This window comes from Alishewanella tabrizica (assembly GCF_014652375.1).
GTDB lineage: Bacteria > Pseudomonadota > Gammaproteobacteria > Enterobacterales > Alteromonadaceae > Alishewanella > Alishewanella tabrizica.
This window is the reverse complement of the sequence record NZ_BMYR01000019.1, coordinates 1-21,234: the sequence shown is the minus strand read 5'-3', so window position 1 is coordinate 21,234 and position 21,234 is coordinate 1. Positions and strand designations below refer to the sequence as shown.

Genomic DNA, 21,234 nt, shown 5'->3' with positions numbered 1-21,234 from the left:
AAAACTAAAGAGTAGTGGATCACTTTTAGATTGTTGGGGTGGATCACTATTGGGTTGTTGTTGACAACAGGCTTTGTTTAGCATTATCGACTCGCTGCCTAGCTTGATAAATGTTACTCACTTGTTGGTTTAAAAAGCACGGTAAGTAAGCTAGGTAAGTTCGCTTCTATTGGCGTGTTTGAACCGAACCGCTAGGCTGCTTTAAGCCGATAACGCACACAAAGACGCTGTGAATACATCCATGTAAGCTCTTCTCCAGCATCCATGCTGGACAGGCTTTGTTTAGCATTATCGCCTCGCTGCCTAGCTTGATAAGTGTTACTTACTTGTTGGTTTAAAAAGCACGGTAAGCCAGGTAAGTTCGCTTCTATTGGCGTGTTTGAACCGAACCGCTAGGCTGCTTTAAGCCGATAACGCACACAAAGACGCTGTGAATACATCCATGTAAGCTCTTCTCCAGCATCCGTGCTGGACAGGCTTTGTTTAGCATTATCGCCTCGCTGCCTAGCTTGATAAGTGTTACTTGCTCGTTGGTTTAAAAAGCACGGTAAGCCAGGTAAGTTCGCTTCCTTGAGCGAGTTGAAACCGAACCGCTAGGCAGTTTGTCACCGAATGTAGCAATTTTGAATTGGTTAAACCAAAAATAACGGCAGATTTTAGATTGGTACAGTGCGAAGAGCAGAGCACTATCCACAGATGGTTCGAAATATGCTATAACAGCAGCATGCAACGCGATCTGCTTATCTCGGAAATACCGTGTCTGCCACAAACAGTCCCATGATAACTGCCTTTAAAAACGCAACAGCCCCTGAATCAGGCGCTGAACTGGTGCTTTGTCGGCATTGTGATTTGTTGCAGCACTTACCTTATTTACAAGAAGGTGAGCAAGCGCATTGCTTGCGTTGTGATCATCAATTAGATGCTCGGCAGCCACAACCGATATTACGGCCCGTGCTGTATGCGGCGTCGGCTTTATTTATGATGATTTTGGCAAATCTTTTTCCATTTGTCAGTTTAGGCGTTGCGGGCAATCGTAGCGAGATGCATTTTTTTGATACTGCTACTGTGTTGTTTAACGAGTATCACCAAGCACTTGCCATTTTAGTGTGGTTGTTTATTCAAGCGGTCCCCGCGTTTTGTATGGCGGCAGTAATCTATCTAAAGCTGGGTATGTTGTATCAGCTCCCCGCTCGAATTTGGGTAGCCAGGGTGCTATTTATGTTAAAGCCTTGGAGCATGGTAGACATATTTTTAATGGGGTTGCTGATCAGTTTTGTAAAACTGGTGGCCAATACGGATATCTCTCTGGGTCTGAGCTTTTGGGCATTTTGTGCCTTCTGTTTATTGCATTTACGCACTTTTCAAGTGATTGATCGCCATGAAATGTGGTCTAAAATTGCACCTGCGCCTAAACCCTCGGTTCACGCCGAAGCGGGAAAAACGGGGTTAGCCCAACAACTGAAATTGTGTCAGTGTTGTACTGCTGTAGTCGCGTTGTCTGCGACCAATTGTCCTAGATGTTATAGTAAAGTGCATGTGCGTATCCCTGGCAGTTTACAAAAAACATTGGCGTTACTAATTGCCGCCTGTGTGCTTTATATTCCCGCCAATTTGTTACCTATTATGAGAACTGTGTCTTTTGGTAACATTACCGACTCCACTATTATTAGCGGCTTTATTTTAATGTGGCAAGATGGCGAATATCCGGTTGCGTTGGTGATCCTGCTGGCCAGTGTAGTGGTGCCTATTGTTAAGATACTCGTGATGTTTTGGCTCTGTTTTCTTACGCAATCAATAGGTCAGTTGCAAAGTAAATTCACTACGCAAATCTATTTATTGGTTGATTGGGTTGGGCGATGGTCTATGGTCGATGTGTTAGTCGTTGCCATTTTAGCGGCGTTAGTAAGGTTTGATTTATTGATGAGTGTTTACCCAGGCGTGGGGGCGCTCGTTTTTGCTGCCGTTGTTATTTTAACAATGTTAGCGGCCATTAGCTTTGATCCGCGTTTGCTGTGGGATCGGCAGAGTAAAACTGGAGAGACTGTGTGACTGAAACGCCATTGCCGCAAGCAAAAGTTAAAGAGATCAAGCAGTGGTCTCCTATTTGGATTGTTCCCATTGCTGCTGTGCTGATTGGGATTTGGATGTTGATCAATTTCTATCAGCAGCAAGGTGCTATGTTATTACTTATTGCTGAGGATGCTGAAGGGATAGTCGCGGGTAAAACACAAATTAAAAACCGCAGTGTTGATGTCGGGCAAGTTGTCTCTGTGGAGCTTAGCGATGATTTGAGGCAAGTATTGATAAATGTACGGATGAAACCCAATGTGACTCCGTTACTAAATGCCGGTTCGCAATTTTGGGTTGTAAAGCCTCAAGTAGGGCGGGGAGGGATTACGGGATTAAATACACTGTTATCTGGCGCCTATATCGAGTTACAACCTGGCGATTCACCTGACGTGGTGTTAACGCATCCATTACTAAGTACCCCTCCGGTAGCGCCAGCGGATGCACCGGGGATCCGAGTGCGCTTGCAGACCACTAATACCAGCGGTTTAGCGGTGGGCGATCCGGTGCTATACCGTGGATACGAAGTAGGTACTGTGGAGAGTAGCGAGTTTAATATTGCCGATCGCAGTACGGGTTATCAATTGTACATTCGGCAACCTTACGATGGGCTAGTGACCGAAAATGTGCGGTTTTGGTTAAGCAGTGGTTTATCGTTTGATTTATCCGCAGAGGGATTATCTGTTGATATTGGCTCTGCGACTACATTGTTAAGTGGCGGTGTAAGCTTTGATGTGATGGACGGATGGCCGGCGGGTGCGAACGTCAAAAACGGCAGTGAGTTTCAGCTTTTCCCAAATCGGCAAAGTATTCAAGATGGGATGTATCATCAGTTTGTGGAATATTTAGTCTTTTTTGATGAATCGGTGCGAGGGTTAAAGGCCGGTGCCCCAGTCGAGTTCCGCGGCGTACGGGTTGGTACGGTAACCAGCGTGCCATTTTTCTTTGCCATGGGTAAGCCGTTTGAAGTCTCATTGAATCAAGGGATCCCAGTTCTGCTGCGAATTGAGGCTGGGCGCTTATATGAAAACTTAACGATTCAACAATTAGGACAAGAGCTAGAGCTGGCCGTGAGCCGAGGCTTACATGCGGTATTAAAAACAGGCAATCTATTAACGGGCGCGTTGTATGTTGATTTAGATATTAACAGCGAATGGTTAGCCGATACCAAACAACAGCAGCTTTACGCAGAACAAGTTGTATTAAGCCGACAAGCGGGCTATCCCAATTTACCCTCAGCCCGCAGTGGCTTGAGTAATATTGAACAAAAAGTCTTAATGGCGTTAGATAAGATTAATAATTTGCAGCTAGAGCCTTTCCTGAACCAGGGGCAGCAAACCTTGGCCGCGACCGAGCAGTTACTCGTGAGAAGTGAAACGTTGATTAATAGCTTACAACAATTAATTACCCAACCCGAGCTGCAACAATTACCTGCAGACCTACAGCATAGTTTAGCTGAGGTTCGTCGTGCGCTGGCTGGTATTAGCCCAGGTTCTGTAGCTTATGAGCGTGCTGCTACAAATTTGCAGACGTTAGATAATGTGTTACGTGAATTACAACCGGTATTAAAACTGTTAAACCAACAAAGTAATGCCTTGATTATTAATGCCAGTGATAGTGCTGATCCACAACCTAAGAAGGCTCAAGAATGAGACAGGGAACCGCGTTTTTATTGCTCGTGCTAATGGCTAGCATGGCACTTGGCTTAGCTGGGTGCAGTTCGACGCCTGCATCTGATATTCGTTATTATCAATTGGCTATACCTAGTCCACAGCCGGTGCATAGCAGCAAATTGGCGGCAATCGGTATTGCTCCGGTAAGGGTCGCCACTTACTTGAATGGCAGTGGTTTGGTGTTACAACAATCGGCAGTTGAATTTAGCATTGCCCGTCAGCACTTATGGGCAGATGCGCTAGAACAACAATTACAACGGCAATTAACGGAGTATCTATTACAGGCGCTACCAAAGCAGCCGTTAGCGCTGTTGAATACCCCCGGTGTGCGTACATTACAGCTTGAGATAGATCGGTTTTATGCCAATGACCAAGGACAAGCCATCATCAGTGGCCGCTATAGCTTAAGCCTGCTGGGTGCTATTGAGACAGTGCCGTTTAGCCATGCAGTGAAACTTGAACAAGATGGCTATCCAGCGATGGTATATGCCCTGAGTGTGGGTTGGCAACGCGTATTAGCCGATATAGCACAGCATCTTGCGACTCAGGTGCAGTGAGTCTTACACATTAAGCCTGATTTCAATTAACTTCACCTCACTTCACTTCACTTTAATTTACTGCGCTGTCGTAAAAGATGCCAAAAGGCAGGCAGCGCAGGTTTATTGTGTTACCTTGCAGTAAATCCGTTTTCTTCAGTATAAACATAAACCTAAGTTTATCTATCTGCGCTAAGCAAATACTGGTTGTTGCTTTATTGTTCCTTAGCCATCTAGAAATATATATGTCTTTATGGTTGCATGTGCTTTTGTGATGGGGTAAAAATAACAATACTAAGTATCACTGTAATTTATTGTCGTGCCATTCAGCTTTAGGCCATACTGGTACGGAACGTGTAAATAATGTTACTTGCTTGCGCCTGCAGGGTATTGATAGTCGAGCAATGGAGAAAAATTAATGGTTGCAGATTTACTATTGGAAGCAGCTGGCTTGATGTTTATTGGCATGGTGTCGGTGTTTACCTTTCTGTTTATGCTGGTATTGCTTTTACAGCTTATGAGTCGCGTTATCCAGCGTCATTTCCCCGTGAAAATGACAGAAAAGCCCACAACGATTGACACAAAGGCGACCACCGTGTCGCCAGCTATCGTTGCTGCTATCAGTGCTGCGGTGCATCAATACCGCCAAAAACAATAATTAGACCAAGAGGATACTGGCATGACGAAGCCTTTGCTATTAACTGAACTGGTGTTGCGTGATGCACATCAATCTTTACTCGCTACCCGGGTACGCCTTGAGGATATGCTGCCGATTGCCAGCAAGCTCGATAAGGTTGGCTATTGGTCTGTAGAATCCTGGGGAGGGGCGACCTTTGATGCCTGTATTCGTTATCTAGGTGAAGATCCTTGGCACCGGATCCGTGAATTAAAGAAAGCCATGCCAAATACGCGGCAACAAATGTTGTTGCGGGGCCAGAATCTGCTGGGTTATCGCCATTATGCCGATGATGTAGTAACGCGTTTCGTTGAACGTGCCCATGATAATGGCGTTGACGTGTTTCGTATTTTTGATGCGATGAATGATATCCGTAATCTGCAAACCGCGGTACAAGCAGCTATCAGGGTTGGCGCCCATGCACAAGGCACCATTTCTTATACGGTTAGCCCAGTGCATACCGTGGATATGTGGGTCAATATGGCACGGCAGTTGGAAGATATGGGGTGTGATTCTATTTGCATTAAAGATATGGCGGGTTTGCTTAAGCCATATGATTGCGAAGAGTTGGTTACCCGAATAAAAGAAGAGGTAAAGATCCCGCTGGCGATGCAATGTCATGCGACAACCGGGTTAAGTACGGCAACCTATCAAAAAGCCATTGATGCCGGTATTGATATGCTTGATACCGCGATTTCCTCAATGAGTATGACTTATGGGCATAGTGCCACTGAAACATTGGTGGCCATTACTGAGGGAACAGCTCGCGATACCGGATTAAATATGGAGTTGTTAGCCGAGATTGCAACGTATTTCCGGGATGTACGCAAGAAATATGCACAGTTTGAAGGTTCCTTAAAAGGTGTGGATGCACGGATTTTATTAGCACAAGTACCCGGTGGCATGCTGACCAATATGGAAAGCCAGTTAAAAGAGCAAGGCGCACTAGAAAAACTGGATGCGGTATTGCAAGAAATTCCCCGAGTTCGTGAAGATTTAGGTTTTTTACCTTTAGTGACCCCCACTTCACAAATTGTTGGTACCCAAGCCGTACTAAATGTATTAACGGGCGAGCGCTATAAGAGCATCACCAAAGAAACTGCGGGCGTGTTAAAAGGGGAATATGGCGCGACGCCAGCCCCGGTTAATGCCGAATTACAGCAAAAAGTGTTAGCAGGAGGCAAAGCCATTACCTGTCGTCCTGCGGATGTGTTAACGCCAGAAATGGATAAATTGACGGCAGAGCTAACGGCGCTAGCGAAAACCGAACACATTGATTTAGCAGCAGATATTGTCGATGACGTCTTAACCTATGCTTTATTTCCGCAGGTTGGCCTGAAATTTCTGAAAAACCGCAATAATCCCGCCGCCTTTGAACCAGCGCCTGGCGCTGTATCTGAACCCAAGAACAAACCGGTTGCTAATTCTGCAGCTACGCAAAGTGGTCCTGCCGCATACAGTGTCCGAGTGGATGGTAAGGTTTATGAAGTAGAAGTGGCGCCTACAGGTGAACTTAGCAGTATTAAACCCGTGGTGTCAGAAAATATTCCGGGCAGTGCTTCTGTTACGGGCAGTGGAACGTTAAACGCGCCTTTAGCAGGTAATATTTGGAAGATTGTCACTAAGCCAGGTGTCAGCGTCAAACGTGGTGATGTGGTTATCATTATGGAGGCGATGAAAATGGAAACAGAAGTGCGCGCGGTAGCGGATGGCACGGTAGTTAAAATTCATGTCGCGGCGGGTGATGCAGTCACTACCGGTGATGTATTGATCAGTTTTGATTAATACATATAAGGCAAACAAGGATTTATAATGGATGCTATTCAAACGCTTATTGCTTCAACCGGTATAGTACATTTTACACTAGGGCAAGTGGTTATGATGCTGGTTGGCGTGGGATTGCTTTATCTTGCAATTGCTCGTGGTTTTGAACCTTTATTGCTGCTCCCCATTGGTTTTGGGGCGATTTTAACAAATATTCCCTTGGCGGGTATGGGGGAGCCTGGCGGTATTCTCTATTTATTTTATGACGTCGGCATTGCGTCAGGATTATTTCCACTGCTGATTTTCTTGGGGGTGGGGGCGATGACTGACTTTAGCGCGTTAATCGCCAACCCGCGCATGCTTTTTTTAGGCGCGGCCGCGCAATTTGGTATCTTTGCCACGCTGTTTGGTGCTATAGCACTAAATTGGGTACCTGGATTAAGCTTTACCTTAAAAGAGGCTTCAGCTATTGCGATTATCGGTGGTGCTGACGGACCAACAGCCATCTTTTTAGCCTCTCGCTTAGCGCCTGATTTATTGGGCGCCATTGCGGTAGCCGCGTATTCTTATATGGCGTTGGTGCCTCTTATTCAGCCGCCCATTATGCGTGCGCTGACTACTCAAGATGAGCGTAAGATCCAAATGACTCAGCTAAGAGTGGTATCGAAACGTGAAAAGATCGTGTTCCCCCTGTTACTGTTGCTGCTGACCATTTTGTTATTGCCCACTGCTGCACCCTTAATTGGGATGTTTTGCTTGGGGAATTTAATGAAAGAATGTGGTGTAGTCGATCGGTTAAGTAAAACCGCGCAGAATGAATTAATTAACATTGTGACGATTTTTCTTGGGTTAGCCGTAGGCTCACGTTTGAGTGCTGATAAATTTTTGACTACACAAACGCTTGGCATTTTACTCCTTGGGATGGTGGCATTTGCTATAGGTACGGCTGCTGGCGTGTTAATGGCAAAGGTTATGAATAAAGTGTCTGCTCAGCCAATTAATCCATTAATAGGTTCAGCTGGGGTATCGGCTGTACCCATGGCGGCTCGCGTCTCAAATAAACTGGGCTTAGAAGCGGATCCGCATAACTTTTTATTAATGCATGCGATGGGTCCCAATGTGGCTGGCGTAATAGGTTCAGCTGTGGCTGCGGGCATACTTTTAGCATTGGTAGGGTAACGTGAGTGACTAAGTGTTGCTAACTAAGCATCACTAAATGTGCACTAGTGGCATCACGCGAGTGCAGTAATGTAACGTAACGTATCTCGAATGCTTCAGATAAAAAAAGGTGCTTTTAGCACCTTTTTTATTTTTAATCACTGGGCATTTTGTATTTTAAATCGTTACTCATTCGTAGCCGTTTGCTGATCAGAGGTAATTTGCTGCGCTAATTGTCCTTGTTGCTGCTGTTGTAGCTGAGCCAGCAACCCTTTGGCACGTTGTTGAAACACACTTCGCTCATTGCCACTAAGGGGCGTCGCTTGCGGTAATTTAACAGTACGTGGATTACGATGAACACCATCCAATAAAAACTCATAATGTAAGTGTGCGCCTGTTACACGTCCCGTTGCGCCAAGGCGGCCAATGGTTTGTCCCTGCCGTACCCGATCACCACTTTTAACCTCACGTTTAGATAAGTGTAAGTATTTAGTGACAATATTATTCGCGTGCTGAATAAATACATAATGACCGTTTACGCCATTGTAAGCCGAATGGGTAACCCGTCCATCACCGGCAGCCATAATGGGCGTACCTACCGGAGCAACATAATCTGTACCATTATGTGCGCGTACTGTGCCAAGAACCGGGTGTAAGCGTCGTGGGTTGAAGTTTGAACTAACATATTGAAAACTGACCGGTGCTCTTAAAAAAGCTTGGCGCATACTTTGACCATCAGGTTTGTAGTAATGGCCATCACTGTGGCGTACCGCCTGGTAAACTTGACCTTGATTGCTGAATTCTGCTGCAACAATATGACCTGTCCCGATATATTCACCTTCAACATAATCGGCATTAATTAATACGCTAAAACGGTCTCCAGCGCGTAAATCTAGAGCAAAGTCGATATCCCAGCCAAAAATACCGGCCAGTAACATGATTTGTCCTTCAGATAAACCGGCTTGTAAACCTGCATTCCAAAAGCTACTGCGAATATCGGCCTGAGCAAATTGTTGGCGTTGTTCAACGGGTTTTTTTACTTCTGTTGCTTCAAAGCGACCATTATCAACGCGGGCAATTTGTAAGGTTTTTAAGCGATCAATAGCATAATGTAATGCTTGCAATTCACCTTGTTCATCAAAACCAAACTCTAATTTTTCACCGGGAAATAAGCGCGTTAATGTACGCGTGCTTTTGCCGATATCGAGGATTTGTTGCATGGTTTGTTGACTAACATTGGCTTTACGAAACAAGGTCGACAAAATGTCGCCCGACTGCACCTCTAAGGTTGTCCATCTTAAACCAAGCGCAGCAGCAGGAAGCTCAACTAGCGCATCATCTAGCTCGGGGATGATAATACTTTGCTGTTCTTCAGGCGCTTCTTCAGGAAGGGCTAATGCAACACTATAGCGTTTGCCAACATCTAATGTATCCGTCGCAGTATTTCTTGAGGCCGAGGCTTGCTCAGAAGGTAACAATAATAAGACTGCGATAAAAAGAGAGACAAGTGCAATCAAGAAACGATGAGGAGAAGGCAGTTGAGCGACAAGTTTCTGCATAGGAAAAAGGCTACCTGAAAACGAACAAAAAGCGAGCATATACCGTTTTTTTCGAAGATACCAGACTTTTGTGCGTTTCCCCTTGCTTGAACATGCTATAGAATGGCTGTTCTGTAAGCAAAAATTATTTATTGTCAGGAGTTGAAAATGGCCGATTGGGCGCAGGCATTAGCGGAATTAAAGCGCGGTTGCGAGGAAATTCTGCTCGAAGAGGAGCTTATTGCCAAGTTAAAAGAAGGCAAGCCTTTAAAAATCAAGGCAGGCTTTGATCCAACGGCTCCTGATCTGCACTTAGGCCATACCGTGTTGATTAACAAGTTGCGTGCTTTCCAGCAACTGGGACACGAGGTTATTTTCCTGATTGGTGACTTTACTGGGATGATTGGCGATCCAAGCGGTAAAAATGTCACGCGCAAACCGTTAAGTCGTGAAGATGTGCTGGCGAATGCTGAAACCTATAAAGAGCAAGTGTTTAAAATTCTCGATCCGGCGAAAACCCGCGTAGCCTTTAATTCGCAGTGGATGGGTGAACTGGGTGCCGCGGGCATGATTAAACTGGCCTCGCGGCAAACCGTGGCACGGATGTTAGAGCGTGATGATTTTAAAAAGCGCTTTGCCGGCAATCAATCTATCTCTATTCATGAGTTTTTATACCCGTTGGTTCAGGGATGGGATTCTGTTGCGCTAGAAGCCGATGTAGAAATGGGCGGTACTGATCAGCGTTTTAATCTGCTTATGGGCCGCGAGCTACAAAAGGAAGAGGGCATGCGCCCGCAAACCGTGATGATGGTGCCGCTGCTGGAAGGTTTGGACGGGGTGCAAAAGATGTCCAAGTCTTTGGGTAACTATGTTGGCATTACCGATGCACCAAACGACATGTTTGGCAAAATTATGTCCATTTCTGATGAGCTAATGTGGCGCTATTACGATTTATTGAGCTTCCGCCCGGTAACCGACATTCAGCAATTAAAGCAAGATGTGCAAAATGGCACTAATCCGCGCGATGTAAAAATTGCCCTAGCCAAAGAAATTATTGCACGTTTCCACGATGACGCAGCGGCAGAAGCAGCACATCAGGACTTTACGCAACGCTTTAGTAAAAATGCCTTGCCCGATGATATACCAGAAGTTACGCTAGATTGTGCTGGTGAGAGTATGCCTATTGCTAATCTGTTAAAAGAAGCGGCCTTGGTTGACAGTACCTCAGAAGCGCTGCGAATGATTAAGCAAGGCGCGGTGAAATTAAACGGCGAAGAGAAAGTAGACGATCCGAAATTAGAGATCGCTAAAGGTTCCAGCCAAATTTATCAAGTCGGCAAACGAAAGTTTGCTAAGGTAACGTTGCAGTAAAGGTTACTCTTATTCAGCGAGGAAGACAGTATGCACCAAGGTTATCTGTGGGGACTGGCTTGCTTGCTGGGTCTGCTTAGCAGCTGCAGTTTACCCCCTGCTCCGCGGGAGTCTGTCTTAAATAAACCCGTACATGTAGTGCCGTCACCGCCTGTAAAAGCGGCGAAACCGATACTCACGTCCTCTGCCTATTTGGCACTGACCGCGGCTGAGCAATATGCACTTAGCCATAATGCTGGTCAATTACAGCTTATTTGGCCTGAGCAACGAAGTGAACGGCAAGCGGTTAACAATCGTCGCCGTTTCTTAGCCTATGCCGGGCAGGGCGAGTTGCTGGTGAATATGCAGCAAGCAACGGAGCTGGAACTCGCGGTGAATCAGCATGTGCTGCGTTTACAGCGCCCAGCGGATGGCAGTCCTTTTAAACTGGATTTAGCGGCTTATACCCGTAATGGTGAGAATCGCTTGCAGTTAGTCGCGGTGAAACCTATGGATGCCACTGTGCAGCTTAGTCTGCCTTATCCTACCTTAAGAACTGATTTAGAACGCTACAGTGCGGCTTTTCACGATGTTGATCAATTAATTAGCGCAGAGGTAGCAGACGGTTTTCCGGGGGCGGTGTTGCTAGTGGTAAAAAACGGTGTGGTGATAAAGCACACCGCATATGGTTATGCGCAGCGTTACAACAGTGATGCACAACCACTAGCAGAACCTGTAACACTCCAACCTGACACGTTATTTGATATCGCCTCGAATACCAAAATGTACGCCACTAACTATGCGTTGATGCGTTTGGTTAGCGAAGGCAAGCTTAATGTCAATTTACCCATTCAGCATTATTTTCCCGAGTATCAGGGGGATGGCCGAGAGCTGCGCACGGTAAGTGATTTACTCTATCATACCGCGGGTTATCCGCCTGAAGTACATTTTTTCCGGCCCGATAATCGACATGGCCAGGAGTTTTATTCGTTAAATAAAGCTCAAACAGAACACCTTATTTTAACTCAGGTACCCTTTGCTACTGCGCGGGGGCAGCAAGCAGTCTATAGCGATGTCGATTATATGCTGTTAGGAATGCTGATAGAGCGTGTTACAGCACAGCCATTAGATCAGTATCTGGAGCAGCATTTTTATCAAGCGTTAGGATTAAGTAATACGGTATTTAATCCGTTACTAAAAGGTATCACCACAGAGCGCATCGCGGCCACCGAGTTAGCGGGTAATAGCCGTGGCGGTAGAGTGCATTTTCCCGCTAATCGCCAAGGGGTGATATTGGGGGAGGTACATGATGAAAAAGCTTACTATTCCTTTCAGGGGGTAGCAGGGCATGCGGGATTGTTTAGTACGGCTCATGATTTAGCGGTATTGATGGCCGTTGCTATGCAAGGTGGCGGCTATGGCTGGCAGCAGTTTTTTGATCAAGCCACCTTGCAGCAGTTTGTTAGCCCTTCACCGTATCAGCATACGTTTGGTTTAGGCTGGCGCACTGCTGTACAAGGGGATTTGGCGTGGCACTTTGGTGCTTATGCGAGTGATACAGCGTATGGCCATACTGGTTGGACGGGCACAGCCACCGTTATCGATCCGGCCCAGCAGATATTGGTGGTATTGTTAACCAATAAAAAACATAGCCCTATTGTGGCTGATGGTGATAGCTATCGTTTTACGGGTGATCACTTTGAAACTGGACGCTATGGTTCTGTTCTCACCTTAGTGTACGAGGCATTGCAACGATAGCACTCTGCGCCGATAGCGGCTATTTGCGTATTCTCTGCAAATAGCACAATCTGAGCGGTTAATCTTGTTCAGGCTTTGTTGGCAGCGGCCAGCCTGATTTTATGTGTAAATCCCGCTGTGGGTAAGGGATAGTAATATTATGTTTTTTAAAGGCGCGCCAAATAGCCAAGTTAATATCTGATTTTACCGCTCCAGTACCGTTTTCTAAATCAGCGATCCATACCCGTAACTGCAGTTCAATGCCACTGTCAGCGAACTCCATTAGCCTTACGGTTGGGATAGGCTCCTGTAGTACCCGTGGTGAAGCAAAGGCGCAATCAAGCATTAACGCCATAGCTTGTTCCGGATCATCCTCGTAACTAATTTGTACTTTAATAATCACCCGCACATTGGGATCGGCATAGCTCCAATTAATTACTTCTGAGGTGATCAGGTTTTCATTCGGGATCAGGGTGTCAACGCCTTCTCTATTTCGTACCACTACGTAACGGGCGTTTAGCTGCTCAACCCAGCCAAACTTATCACCTACGGTAATAACATCGCCGGGTTTTATTGAACGATCTAATACTAAAATAAAACCGCTGATAAAGTTAGACGCGATACGTTGTAAACCAAAACCTAAACCAACGCCAAGCGCACCACCAAACACAGCCAGTGAACTTAAATTAATGCCGACAGCGTTTAAGGCAATTAAAAACGCCAAGGTGATCAGCAAAAACTTACTAAACTTAGCAAAACCCACTCGCATACTTGGGCTGATAGACGCGGATTGCATCAAACGCTTGTTAATTAACTCGGCTAACCAAATAGCAATCGTAAAGGCTAAGGCGATCATCAAGATCAGTTTTAATACCGATAAAATTGTGATCCTGGTTTCGCCTAACGTTAACGCCGCGCTATCCAACATCTCGAGCACTAACGGAAGCCAACCGGCTAAATGCAGTAACACCGCAAACCAGATGATACCTACCAAAAAATTCTCTGACGATTTGAGCAATGGACTAACGGTAAAAGCCTTACGCAAAATATAAATGGATAAACGAATTAAGCCCAATGCCAGCAATATTGGTACCGCCACTTCCAGTAACTGTATTGGCAAGCTATACCATTCAAACACGGCTTTAATGGATAATAACAAGAGTAATGCGCTGAGTGGCCACAGTATGCGTTGAATGCTACGTAATGCCAGATGCCGTAATCCTGCGGCAAAGTTATCTTGTGCGGCAAGCAATTGTTGCAGTTTCCTATTGGCGAGTGAGGCAAGTAATGCCGCCAAGCTTAATGCTAACAATTGCCACCAATAAATCGGTTGCTGCAACGCGTGTACTATTTCATTAAACCAAAGGGCGAGCTTTTCCATCGTTTCCTTATTGCCGCTTTTTTATTGTAGTAACCAAAATACAATGGGCAAACTGATAAGCCCAGATAAAATACCCAAGCCGATGATACCACTGACGAGTCTGGGTGCCAGCCCCGCCATAATCGCAATGGCGCCAGCAGAGATCATGGGGGGCATAGCAGCTTGAAAAATACTGATTTGTACTGCTAAGCCTTCTTGTCCCAGTGCCATCCAAATAAGCCATGCTGCAATTGGCATTAACATGAGTTTAATCGTTAATGCGCTGATAAGTGGCGATATCTCGCTTTTACTAAAGCGAAAGCTCAGTTGAAATCCTACAGCAATCATGACGACGGGGACCAACGTAGCGGCGAGATTATCAATAAGATTATAAGTTAACGGTGGCAAACTAAGGTCACGTACGAGTAAACCAACGATCAGCGCAATAAAGGAGGGGAAGGTAATTATTTTTACGAATATGCTTTTAACGGTGGGTTTCTGCATAGTGGGGCTGAATATAGCGGCGATAATGGTGACATAAGTAGCCAACGCAATAAAAGAGCCGATTTGATCATAAACCACGGCATAGGGCATCGCGCTTTGCCCAAACAATGCTTCGGTCATCGGGAAGCCTAAAAAGGAGGTATTGCCCAATGGCAATACAATCAACAAGGCCCCAGTGACTTCACGCGGCCAAGCAAACACCTTACTTAATAGCAATACACTGGCCACAACGACGAGTAACAGTAGCCAAGGTGTAACCGCCGGAATTAATAACGCGTAGGAAAACGTTAGCAGCTTAATGTTTTTTAGAATAAGCGCGGGTAAAGCGACATATAGGACATAGATATTCAGGACCAAACCGCTATTTTCCGGCATGGCAGGCAGACGTTTCAATAGCATACCAATCATCAAGTATGCCAATACCAAATAAAAGTTTTCCATTATTGCTCGCTAATCAGCAGCTCTTTTGCCGCTTTACTTTGTTTTTTTAAGCGATATTCCGCTTTACTTGCTGTCGAGCGATCGGCATAAGCGTGTTGATAAACCAGCGCTAAGGGGCCTTTGCCACGTAAGGCCTTTGCGCCACCGGCAAGTTCGCCCTGATGCTGGCGTAAACGTCGCAGCGGATCAATACTGATACCCGTGTAAAGCTGGCCGTTGGCGGTGCGCACCATATAAAGAAACCATTGTTGTTCAATCATTTAATATGAGAAATACCCAGAATATCTTGTCGCAGGCGCTTCTGCTATAATCGTACTTTGTGTTATCAGTTAGCGAATAAGACTTTTGGAATTAAGCATGTCGTTTCACTCTTTGGCTCTTGCTGAGCCTATATTACGCGTTTTGGCAGAACAGGGCTATGTTAGCCCGACACCGGTACAACAACAAAGTATTCCGCATATTTTAAGCGGAAAAGATGTGTTGGCTGGTGCCCAAACCGGTACAGGTAAAACCGCAGCCTTTACTTTACCATTGCTGCAACAGCTGCTCAATGCACCGAAAGTCTTAACTAAGGCTCACGTCAGGGTATTAGTATTAACGCCTACCCGCGAACTGGCCCAGCAAGTTTTTGAAAGTGTCCAAACCTATAGCCGCCATCTGTCGGTAAGCAGCGCCGTTTTCTATGGTGGGGTATCGATACGCCCGCAGTATGATGCTGCCGAGCAGGGATTGGATATTTTGGTCGCTACACCAGGGCGCTTAATTGATCATTTACATCAAGAAACGGTGGATTTAAGCCAACTTGACGTATTAGTCCTGGATGAAGCCGATCGCATGTTGGATATGGGCTTTATTGTTGATATCAAACGTATTATGGCTAAACTGCCTGAAAAAAGGCAAACCTTGTTATTTTCTGCTACCTATTCTAAAGAGATTAAACAGTTAGCCGATGCCCTATTATATAAACCCGTATTAATTGAAGTGGCCGCTGCCAATGCCACAGCAGATCGCGTCACTCAACAAGTCTATTTAGTCGATCGTCATCGCAAGCGCGAGCTTATTTCGCATGTGATTGGCGCTCGGAACTGGCAACAGGTGCTTATTTTTGTACGTACCAAACATGGTGCCGATCGCTTAGCTAAGCAATTGCAAAAAGATGGCTTAACAACTGCGGCTATTCATGGCGATAAAGCCCAGGGCGCACGGCAGCGCGCTTTGGATGAGTTTAAACAAGGTAAGGTGCGGGTGCTCGTCGCCACAGATATTGCGGCGCGCGGTTTGGATATTACGGAATTGCCTTATGTGGTGAATTACGATTTGCCGCAAGTAGCGGAAGACTATGTACACCGGATTGGCCGCACAGGGCGAGCCGGCTTAAGTGGTGAAGCAGTTACCTTAGTCGGCCCAGATGAGCTTGGTGCCTTACAAGATATTGAAAAGCTGACACAGCAAGTGATACCCACGCAAATTTTACCCGGTTATGAGCATGATCCGCATTTTAAAGCCCCGAATGAGCCGATAGAGCGTAAGCCAGGACAGCGGCCAACTGGCCGGCTAGATACTGCAGCAAAACGGCAGTCAGCAGGGAAATTAAAAGCCAAGCTGCGCGCTAAAGCCTTGGGTAAAGCCTAATCTATCCCATTCAGAATAAGATAGCTGCAGTATTCATGCAGCTTTCCCTGAGGATGCTTCTGAGTAACAAAACCAGCACGATGATAAGCGTTAAGTGCAGACGTATTGCTGTTAAATACAAACAAAGAGGCGGTGTGGGTGTTTAATTCCACGCAGCCCCTTCTTAACAGTTTAGTCAGCAAGATTTGAATAAACCCATAGCCGCGAAAGCAGGGATGGATGATTAAACGACTAAGATGGCAATGTCCTGCTTGCAGTGAAAACTGCCCAAATCCTAAAAGCTGTTCATCATCCGCTTCCAGTACCCAGGAACTTACTCCCGGTGGTTGTAAATCTTCAAAAAAGCTTGCTGGGGTAAAAGGGAACCTGAAGTCTGGTCCAGCCCAATGCAAAACCTCTGTTTGATGGGTGAACCAGCGCATAAGTTCGGGTATATCGTGCTGTTCCAGCGGTCTTAGATGCATTTAAATGCGGCTTTGTGGTTTAATTACGATACAACGTTTTAATTAAATGAAAACCAAACTGCGTTTTTACCGGCCCTAGGATCTCGAGTAGCGGGCCTTTAAATACCGCATCATCAAACGGTTTGACCATCTGGCCTTTGCGAAACTCCCCTAAATCACCGCCTTTTTTACCCGACGGACAGAGCGAGTGTTGCTTCGCCAATTTGCCAAAGTCGGCGCCTTTTTGCAGTTGCAGTTTTAGCTTATCTGCTTGCTCTTTGGTTTTTACCAAAATATGTAAGGCGCAGGCTTTGGCCATGGTCATTCGTCTCGTTATTAACCAGCAGGTTGCTGTTGGGTGATACAGTGAATATTGCCGCCACCCAGAAGAATTTCTCGTCCTGGTACCGTAACCACTTGATGCGCTGGAAACAGTTGCTGCAGAATTTCTGCGGCGACCTGATCGTTCGGATCATCAAAGGTCGGCAGAATTAAACCGCCATTACATAAATAAAAATTAATGTAAGAGCCGGCTAAACGGGCATTGGCTTCGCGTGGAATAGCAGCCATAGACTGATCAACAGTGGCATATTCTTCGGCTTTGGCAATAATAGGCGCAGGTACTGGCAGTTTATGCACTTTGATTTTTCGACCTTTGGCATCGGTACTGGCTTCTAAATAATCTAAGGCCGCTTTGCTGCGGGCATACTGCGGATCGTTTTGATCGTTCGTCCAAGCTAACAGCACTTCACCGGGTTTAACAAAGCACGCCATATTATCAACATGGCCATCGGTTTCATCGTTAAAGATGCCGTCTTCTAACCACAGTACTTTTTCAATGGCCAGATGCTCGCGCAGCATAGCTTCAATTTCTTCACGGCTTAAATGCGGATTGCGGTTAGCATTTAGCAAACATTCGGCAGTGGTCAGCAGGGTGCCTTCACCATCAACATGGATAGCGCCGCCTTCCAGCACAAAGCCTTCCGTACGATAACGTGGCAGCTGCTCTATGCCTAAAATCTTGCTGGCAACTTGATCATCGCGATCCCACGGGAAATATAAGCCGCCATTCAGACCACCCCAAGCATTAAAGGTCCAATCGACACCCCGTACGTCGCCTTTGCCGTTTGTAACAAAAGTAGGCCCGGTATCACGGCACCAGGCATCGTTATTGGAGATCTCGACTACCCGAATAGGAAACTTGGTATCAGCAGTACTGAGCTGCGCATAAGCATTGGCATACTGCGTGGCGGAAACACCAACAGATACCGGTTCAAAACCAGCAATGGCTTTAATAACGGTGACAAAAGCCGCTTGCGCCGGCTTAGCGCCTAAGCGCCAGCTGTCGGTGCGCTCTGGCCAAACCATCCAAGTCTGCTTATGCGGTGCCCACTCGGGCGGCATGCTAAAGCCGTCTTGCTTTGGTGTTGAGGTTAGGGTTTGGCTCACTTGCTGTTCTCCGGGTTAATTTTGCCGTCTTTAGTCAGCAAGGTATCGTAGATATCGATACGGCGATCGCGGAAAACACCCCAAGCACGGCGGGTAGCGGCCACTTCGTCTAAGTCAAAGGTGTGTACTAACACCGCTTCGTCAGTTTCGTTCGCTTCTTGCACTTTGGCACCGGTATGATCAGCAATAAAAGAGCTACCATAGAAGGTAATAGAGAAGTCGCCTTCGGTTTCGGTACCAATGCGGTTAGACACGATAACCGGCGTTAAGTTAGCAGCGGCATGGCCTTGCTGGGTGCGCTGCCAGTGATCACGTGAGCTAATGGTAGCATCATGCGGCTCACTGCCAATCGCCGTTGGGTAGAAAATCAGCTCAGCGCCCATTAACGCCATACTGCGGGCACACTCTGGGAACCACTGATCCCAACAAATACCGACGCCCACTTTGGCATAACGGGTATCCCACACTTTAAAACCGGTATCGCCCGGCGTGAAATAGTATTTTTCGCTATAGCCTGGGCCATCAGGGATATGGCTCTTACGGTAAATCCCCATGTTGCTGCCATCGGCATCTAGCATCACGACGGTGTTATACAGGCAATTACCGGCGCGCTCATAAATACTGATCGGTAATACCACGGCCAGCTCTTTGGCAACTTTGGCAAAATGCTTAACGGCGGCGTTTTCAGACACCGGTACGGCAAAGTCTAAATACTCTGGCTTTTGTTTTTGGCAAAAATAGTTACGTTCAAACAGTTCTTGGATCAGGATAATCTGCGCACCTTGTGCTGCGGCTTCACGCACCAGCTTATCTGCCCGGGCAATATTTTCTTCAACATTCCAGCCACCAATCATCTGGGTAGCAGCAACGGTTACATTACGCATCAGCCATCTCCAATTTAGTTATTTTATCAATCTTAACATCTTGCCTGAATTTGCTACGAAGTTGGCAAATCATCATGCACGAAGTACAGTGTAAAACAGGCATTTAAAACTAAGCCATTACCGTGCTTAGTCCCGTATAGGTTAGGTATTACAGGGCGCGCAAAATGCCGCATTTTCTATCAATCGTCAATATTTTTTGCGGTTATTTGAGCTGGCTATTTTGCCTGCCTGAAAATTGTTGTTAACCTTAGCAAAATTTACCATAAATTACCTGCCAATTTTGTTACTCAGGGGTGTTTGCCCTGCACGTTGCAGGTTTTAGAGGAAAACATAAATGTATGACACCGATGTGATCATCAGTGGTGGGGGGATGGTAGGCGCAGCCTTGGCGGTAGCCCTATCGCAAGCCGGATTAGCGGTGATGGTACTAGAGAAGCAGCAACCTGCATCTTTTGCTGCCGATAGCGCTATTGATTTGCGAGTATCTTCTTTGAATTTACGCTCTGAACGTTGGTTAGCGTCTTTAGGTGCTTGGCAGCACGTACAACAGATGCGGCTATGTCCTTATCAGTTTTTGCAAGCCGGTGAAGGCAACGCGGCAGTACGTTTTGCGGCAAGCGAAATTGCTGAGCCGCATTTGGGGCATATTATTGAAAATAACGTGGTGCAGCTGGCGCTTTGGCGGCAGTTTAACGAACAGGTAGAGGTGATTACTGATACCCAGATCGTAGCATTACAACAAAACGATAGCTCGGTAAGTGTGACACTCAGTGATGCTCGGATAGTATCGGCTAAATTATTAATTGGCGCAGATGGCGCACACTCTGTGGTGAGGCAATTAGCCGGTATTGGCACGCAGGGCTGGCAATATCAACAAGCCTGCTTAGTGGCCTATGTTGATACGCCGTATCCGCAACAAGATATTACCTGGCAGCAGTTTTACCCAAGTGGCCCTCGGGCCTTTTTACCGTTGCCTGGTGCGCAGGCGTCATTGGTGTGGTACGACGAGGCGGCCAAAGTGAAACAACTGGCGCAGCTTGCGCCTGCTGCGTTAGAACGGGCCTTTATTGAGGCTTTTCCTGACGAATTAGGCGCGGTGAAATTAAAAAGCTCAGCTTGGTTTCCCTTGGCGCGGATGCAGGCGCAGCAGTACGTAAAAGGGCGGGTGCTATTAGCAGGCGATGCTGCTCATACCATTAATCCGTTAGCCGGGCAGGGCGTTAATTTGGGCTTTGCCGATGCTATGCTATTGGTTGAACTTATTAGCGCTAATCTACAAGCCAGGCGTGATCTGGCCGATAGCGCTAGCTTGCTGCAGTATCAGCGGCAGCGTAAGCTGCAAAATAGCCTGATGATGGGCGCGATGGATGTGATTTATCAAACCTTTAGCCGTGACTCGGATACACTGAGTTTTATCCGGCAGCAGGGGTTGCGGTTAGCGGCCAATGCAGGCGTGGCTAAGCGGCTGCTGACCCAATATGCAGTAGGAAATGGGGTGTTTTGAGTTTTGCCAATCTCTAGATTGCGCTGACTTTAGGTTATGCAGATTCTAAATTGGTGCATCCGGCGGTTAAACGCGCCGTATCGCTTTTTAGCGGGACCGCTGTGAATACATCCCTGTACGCTGAGGTTTTTCATCCCTGAAAAACACGTCCCCTAAAAAGGATACTCTGCGTTTACCACCTCGTTATGTTCTTGTTTAGCCTGATGGCTCACTTAACTTGTTTAAGCCCTTGGCTGCGGTAGAATTTTTGTAACAGCAGCAGGGATGCTGCGCAGGCTGAGTGGGCACATGGACGTGATCCTCGAAGCCGGTGGAGAAAATTACTACCCAGCTAAGGGCGTTGCTCCGAGCTTGAATCTGCGGTTTCTTAACGTTACGCAGATTCTGGATTAGTGCATCCGGTGGCTAAACGCGCCGTACAACTTTGCCGAGGGACGCCGTGAACCCATCCATGTTACCAACAATGCAAAACTGATCCACTTCAACAATTGAAATCTGATCCACTTGTTTTCACTATA

The 21,234-nt window shown here is 46.5% G+C and carries 18 protein-coding genes; 10 read left to right on the top strand and 8 right to left on the bottom strand.

Going from position 1 to position 21,234, the window contains the following annotated elements; genetic code table 11:
- Positions 1-777: 777 nt before the first annotated feature.
- From IE070_RS16015 to IE070_RS15990, 6 genes are all read left to right on the top strand, one after another.
- A complete protein-coding gene (locus tag IE070_RS16015) occupies positions 778-2,049 on the top strand; it encodes a PqiA/YebS family transporter subunit (protein ID WP_189484188.1) in 1,272 nt (423 codons plus the stop codon).
- Positions 2,046-3,719, top strand: coding sequence for an intermembrane transport protein PqiB (gene pqiB, locus IE070_RS16010; protein ID WP_189484187.1), 1,674 nt, complete (start codon positions 2,046-2,048; stop codon positions 3,717-3,719). The genes IE070_RS16015 and pqiB overlap by 4 nt, the downstream gene beginning before the upstream one ends.
- Positions 3,716-4,297 (top strand): PqiC family protein, encoded by a 582-nt coding sequence (locus IE070_RS16005; RefSeq protein WP_229797114.1) that lies wholly within the window; start codon positions 3,716-3,718, stop codon positions 4,295-4,297. Before pqiB ends, IE070_RS16005 begins: the two co-directional genes overlap by 4 nt.
- A gap of 397 nt (positions 4,298-4,694) precedes the next feature.
- A complete protein-coding gene (locus IE070_RS16000) occupies positions 4,695-4,934 on the top strand; it encodes an oxaloacetate decarboxylase subunit gamma (RefSeq protein ID WP_189484186.1) in 240 nt (79 codons plus the stop codon).
- A gap of 21 nt (positions 4,935-4,955) precedes the next feature.
- Positions 4,956-6,737: a sodium-extruding oxaloacetate decarboxylase subunit alpha gene (gene oadA, locus IE070_RS15995; RefSeq protein ID WP_189484185.1), complete on the top strand. Its 1,782-nt coding sequence runs from the start codon at positions 4,956-4,958 to the stop codon at positions 6,735-6,737.
- A gap of 27 nt (positions 6,738-6,764) precedes the next feature.
- Positions 6,765-7,895 carry a sodium ion-translocating decarboxylase subunit beta gene (locus tag IE070_RS15990; protein ID WP_189484184.1) on the top strand — a complete coding sequence of 377 codons (1,131 nt, stop codon included), beginning with the start codon at positions 6,765-6,767 and terminating at the stop codon, positions 7,893-7,895.
- A 164-nt stretch (positions 7,896-8,059) separates the two neighbouring features.
- On the opposite strand, the gene IE070_RS15985 is transcribed toward IE070_RS15990, so the two are convergent.
- Positions 8,060-9,433, bottom strand: a complete 1,374-nt coding sequence (locus IE070_RS15985; protein ID WP_189484183.1) for a peptidoglycan DD-metalloendopeptidase family protein — start codon at positions 9,431-9,433, stop codon at positions 8,060-8,062.
- Positions 9,434-9,580: 147 nt separating this feature from the next.
- On the opposite strand from IE070_RS15985, the gene tyrS reads away from it, so the two are divergent.
- Both tyrS and pbp4b read left to right on the top strand, forming a co-directional pair.
- Positions 9,581-10,783: a tyrosine--tRNA ligase gene (gene tyrS / locus IE070_RS15980; protein ID WP_189484182.1), complete on the top strand. Its 1,203-nt coding sequence runs from the start codon at positions 9,581-9,583 to the stop codon at positions 10,781-10,783.
- 30 nt (positions 10,784-10,813) lie between these two features.
- Positions 10,814-12,520 carry a penicillin binding protein PBP4B gene (gene pbp4b, locus IE070_RS15975; RefSeq protein WP_189484181.1) on the top strand — a complete coding sequence of 569 codons (1,707 nt, stop codon included), beginning with the start codon at positions 10,814-10,816 and terminating at the stop codon, positions 12,518-12,520.
- A 58-nt stretch (positions 12,521-12,578) separates the two neighbouring features.
- Here the strand turns inward: pbp4b and IE070_RS15970 are convergent, their stop codons facing one another.
- The 3 genes from IE070_RS15970 to IE070_RS15960 are packed head-to-tail and all read right to left on the bottom strand — an operon-like array spanning position 12,579 to position 15,064.
- Complete coding sequence (locus IE070_RS15970) at positions 12,579-13,880, bottom strand: mechanosensitive ion channel family protein (protein WP_189484180.1); 1,302 nt, start codon at positions 13,878-13,880, stop codon at positions 12,579-12,581.
- 21 nt (positions 13,881-13,901) lie between these two features.
- The gene (locus IE070_RS15965; protein WP_189484179.1) at positions 13,902-14,804 is read right to left on the bottom strand and encodes an AEC family transporter; all 903 of its coding nucleotides are present in this window, start codon (positions 14,802-14,804) and stop codon (positions 13,902-13,904) included.
- A complete protein-coding gene (locus tag IE070_RS15960) occupies positions 14,804-15,064 on the bottom strand; it encodes a GIY-YIG nuclease family protein (RefSeq protein ID WP_229797113.1) in 261 nt (86 codons plus the stop codon). Before IE070_RS15960 ends, IE070_RS15965 begins: the two co-directional genes overlap by 1 nt.
- Positions 15,065-15,161: 97 nt before the next feature.
- Here IE070_RS15960 and IE070_RS15955 point away from each other — a divergent pair, with 97 nt between their 5' ends.
- A complete protein-coding gene (locus tag IE070_RS15955) occupies positions 15,162-16,436 on the top strand; it encodes a DEAD/DEAH box helicase (RefSeq protein WP_189484178.1) in 1,275 nt (424 codons plus the stop codon).
- Here the strand turns inward: IE070_RS15955 and IE070_RS15950 are convergent.
- From IE070_RS15950 to aguB, 4 genes are read right to left on the bottom strand one after another with little or no spacing between them, the layout of a single operon-like run.
- Positions 16,433-16,900 (bottom strand): GNAT family N-acetyltransferase, encoded by a 468-nt coding sequence (locus IE070_RS15950; RefSeq protein WP_189484177.1) that lies wholly within the window; start codon positions 16,898-16,900, stop codon positions 16,433-16,435. The two genes, IE070_RS15955 and IE070_RS15950, sit on opposite strands and share 4 nt — an antisense overlap.
- 19 nt (positions 16,901-16,919) lie before the next feature.
- Positions 16,920-17,198, bottom strand: coding sequence for a peptidylprolyl isomerase PpiC (ppiC, locus tag IE070_RS15945; RefSeq protein WP_189484189.1), 279 nt, complete (start codon positions 17,196-17,198; stop codon positions 16,920-16,922).
- 17 nt (positions 17,199-17,215) lie between these two features.
- Positions 17,216-18,328 (bottom strand): agmatine deiminase, encoded by a 1,113-nt coding sequence (gene aguA, locus IE070_RS15940; RefSeq protein WP_189484176.1) that lies wholly within the window; start codon positions 18,326-18,328, stop codon positions 17,216-17,218.
- Entirely contained in the window at positions 18,325-19,212 is an 888-nt protein-coding gene (gene aguB, locus IE070_RS15935) for an N-carbamoylputrescine amidase (RefSeq protein WP_189484175.1), read from the bottom strand. Before aguB ends, aguA begins: the two co-directional genes overlap by 4 nt.
- A 334-nt stretch (positions 19,213-19,546) precedes the next feature.
- Here aguB and IE070_RS15930 point away from each other — a divergent pair, with 334 nt between their 5' ends.
- Positions 19,547-20,716: an FAD-dependent monooxygenase gene (locus IE070_RS15930; RefSeq protein ID WP_189484174.1), complete on the top strand. Its 1,170-nt coding sequence runs from the start codon at positions 19,547-19,549 to the stop codon at positions 20,714-20,716.
- The last annotated feature ends 518 nt before the right edge of the window (positions 20,717-21,234 follow it).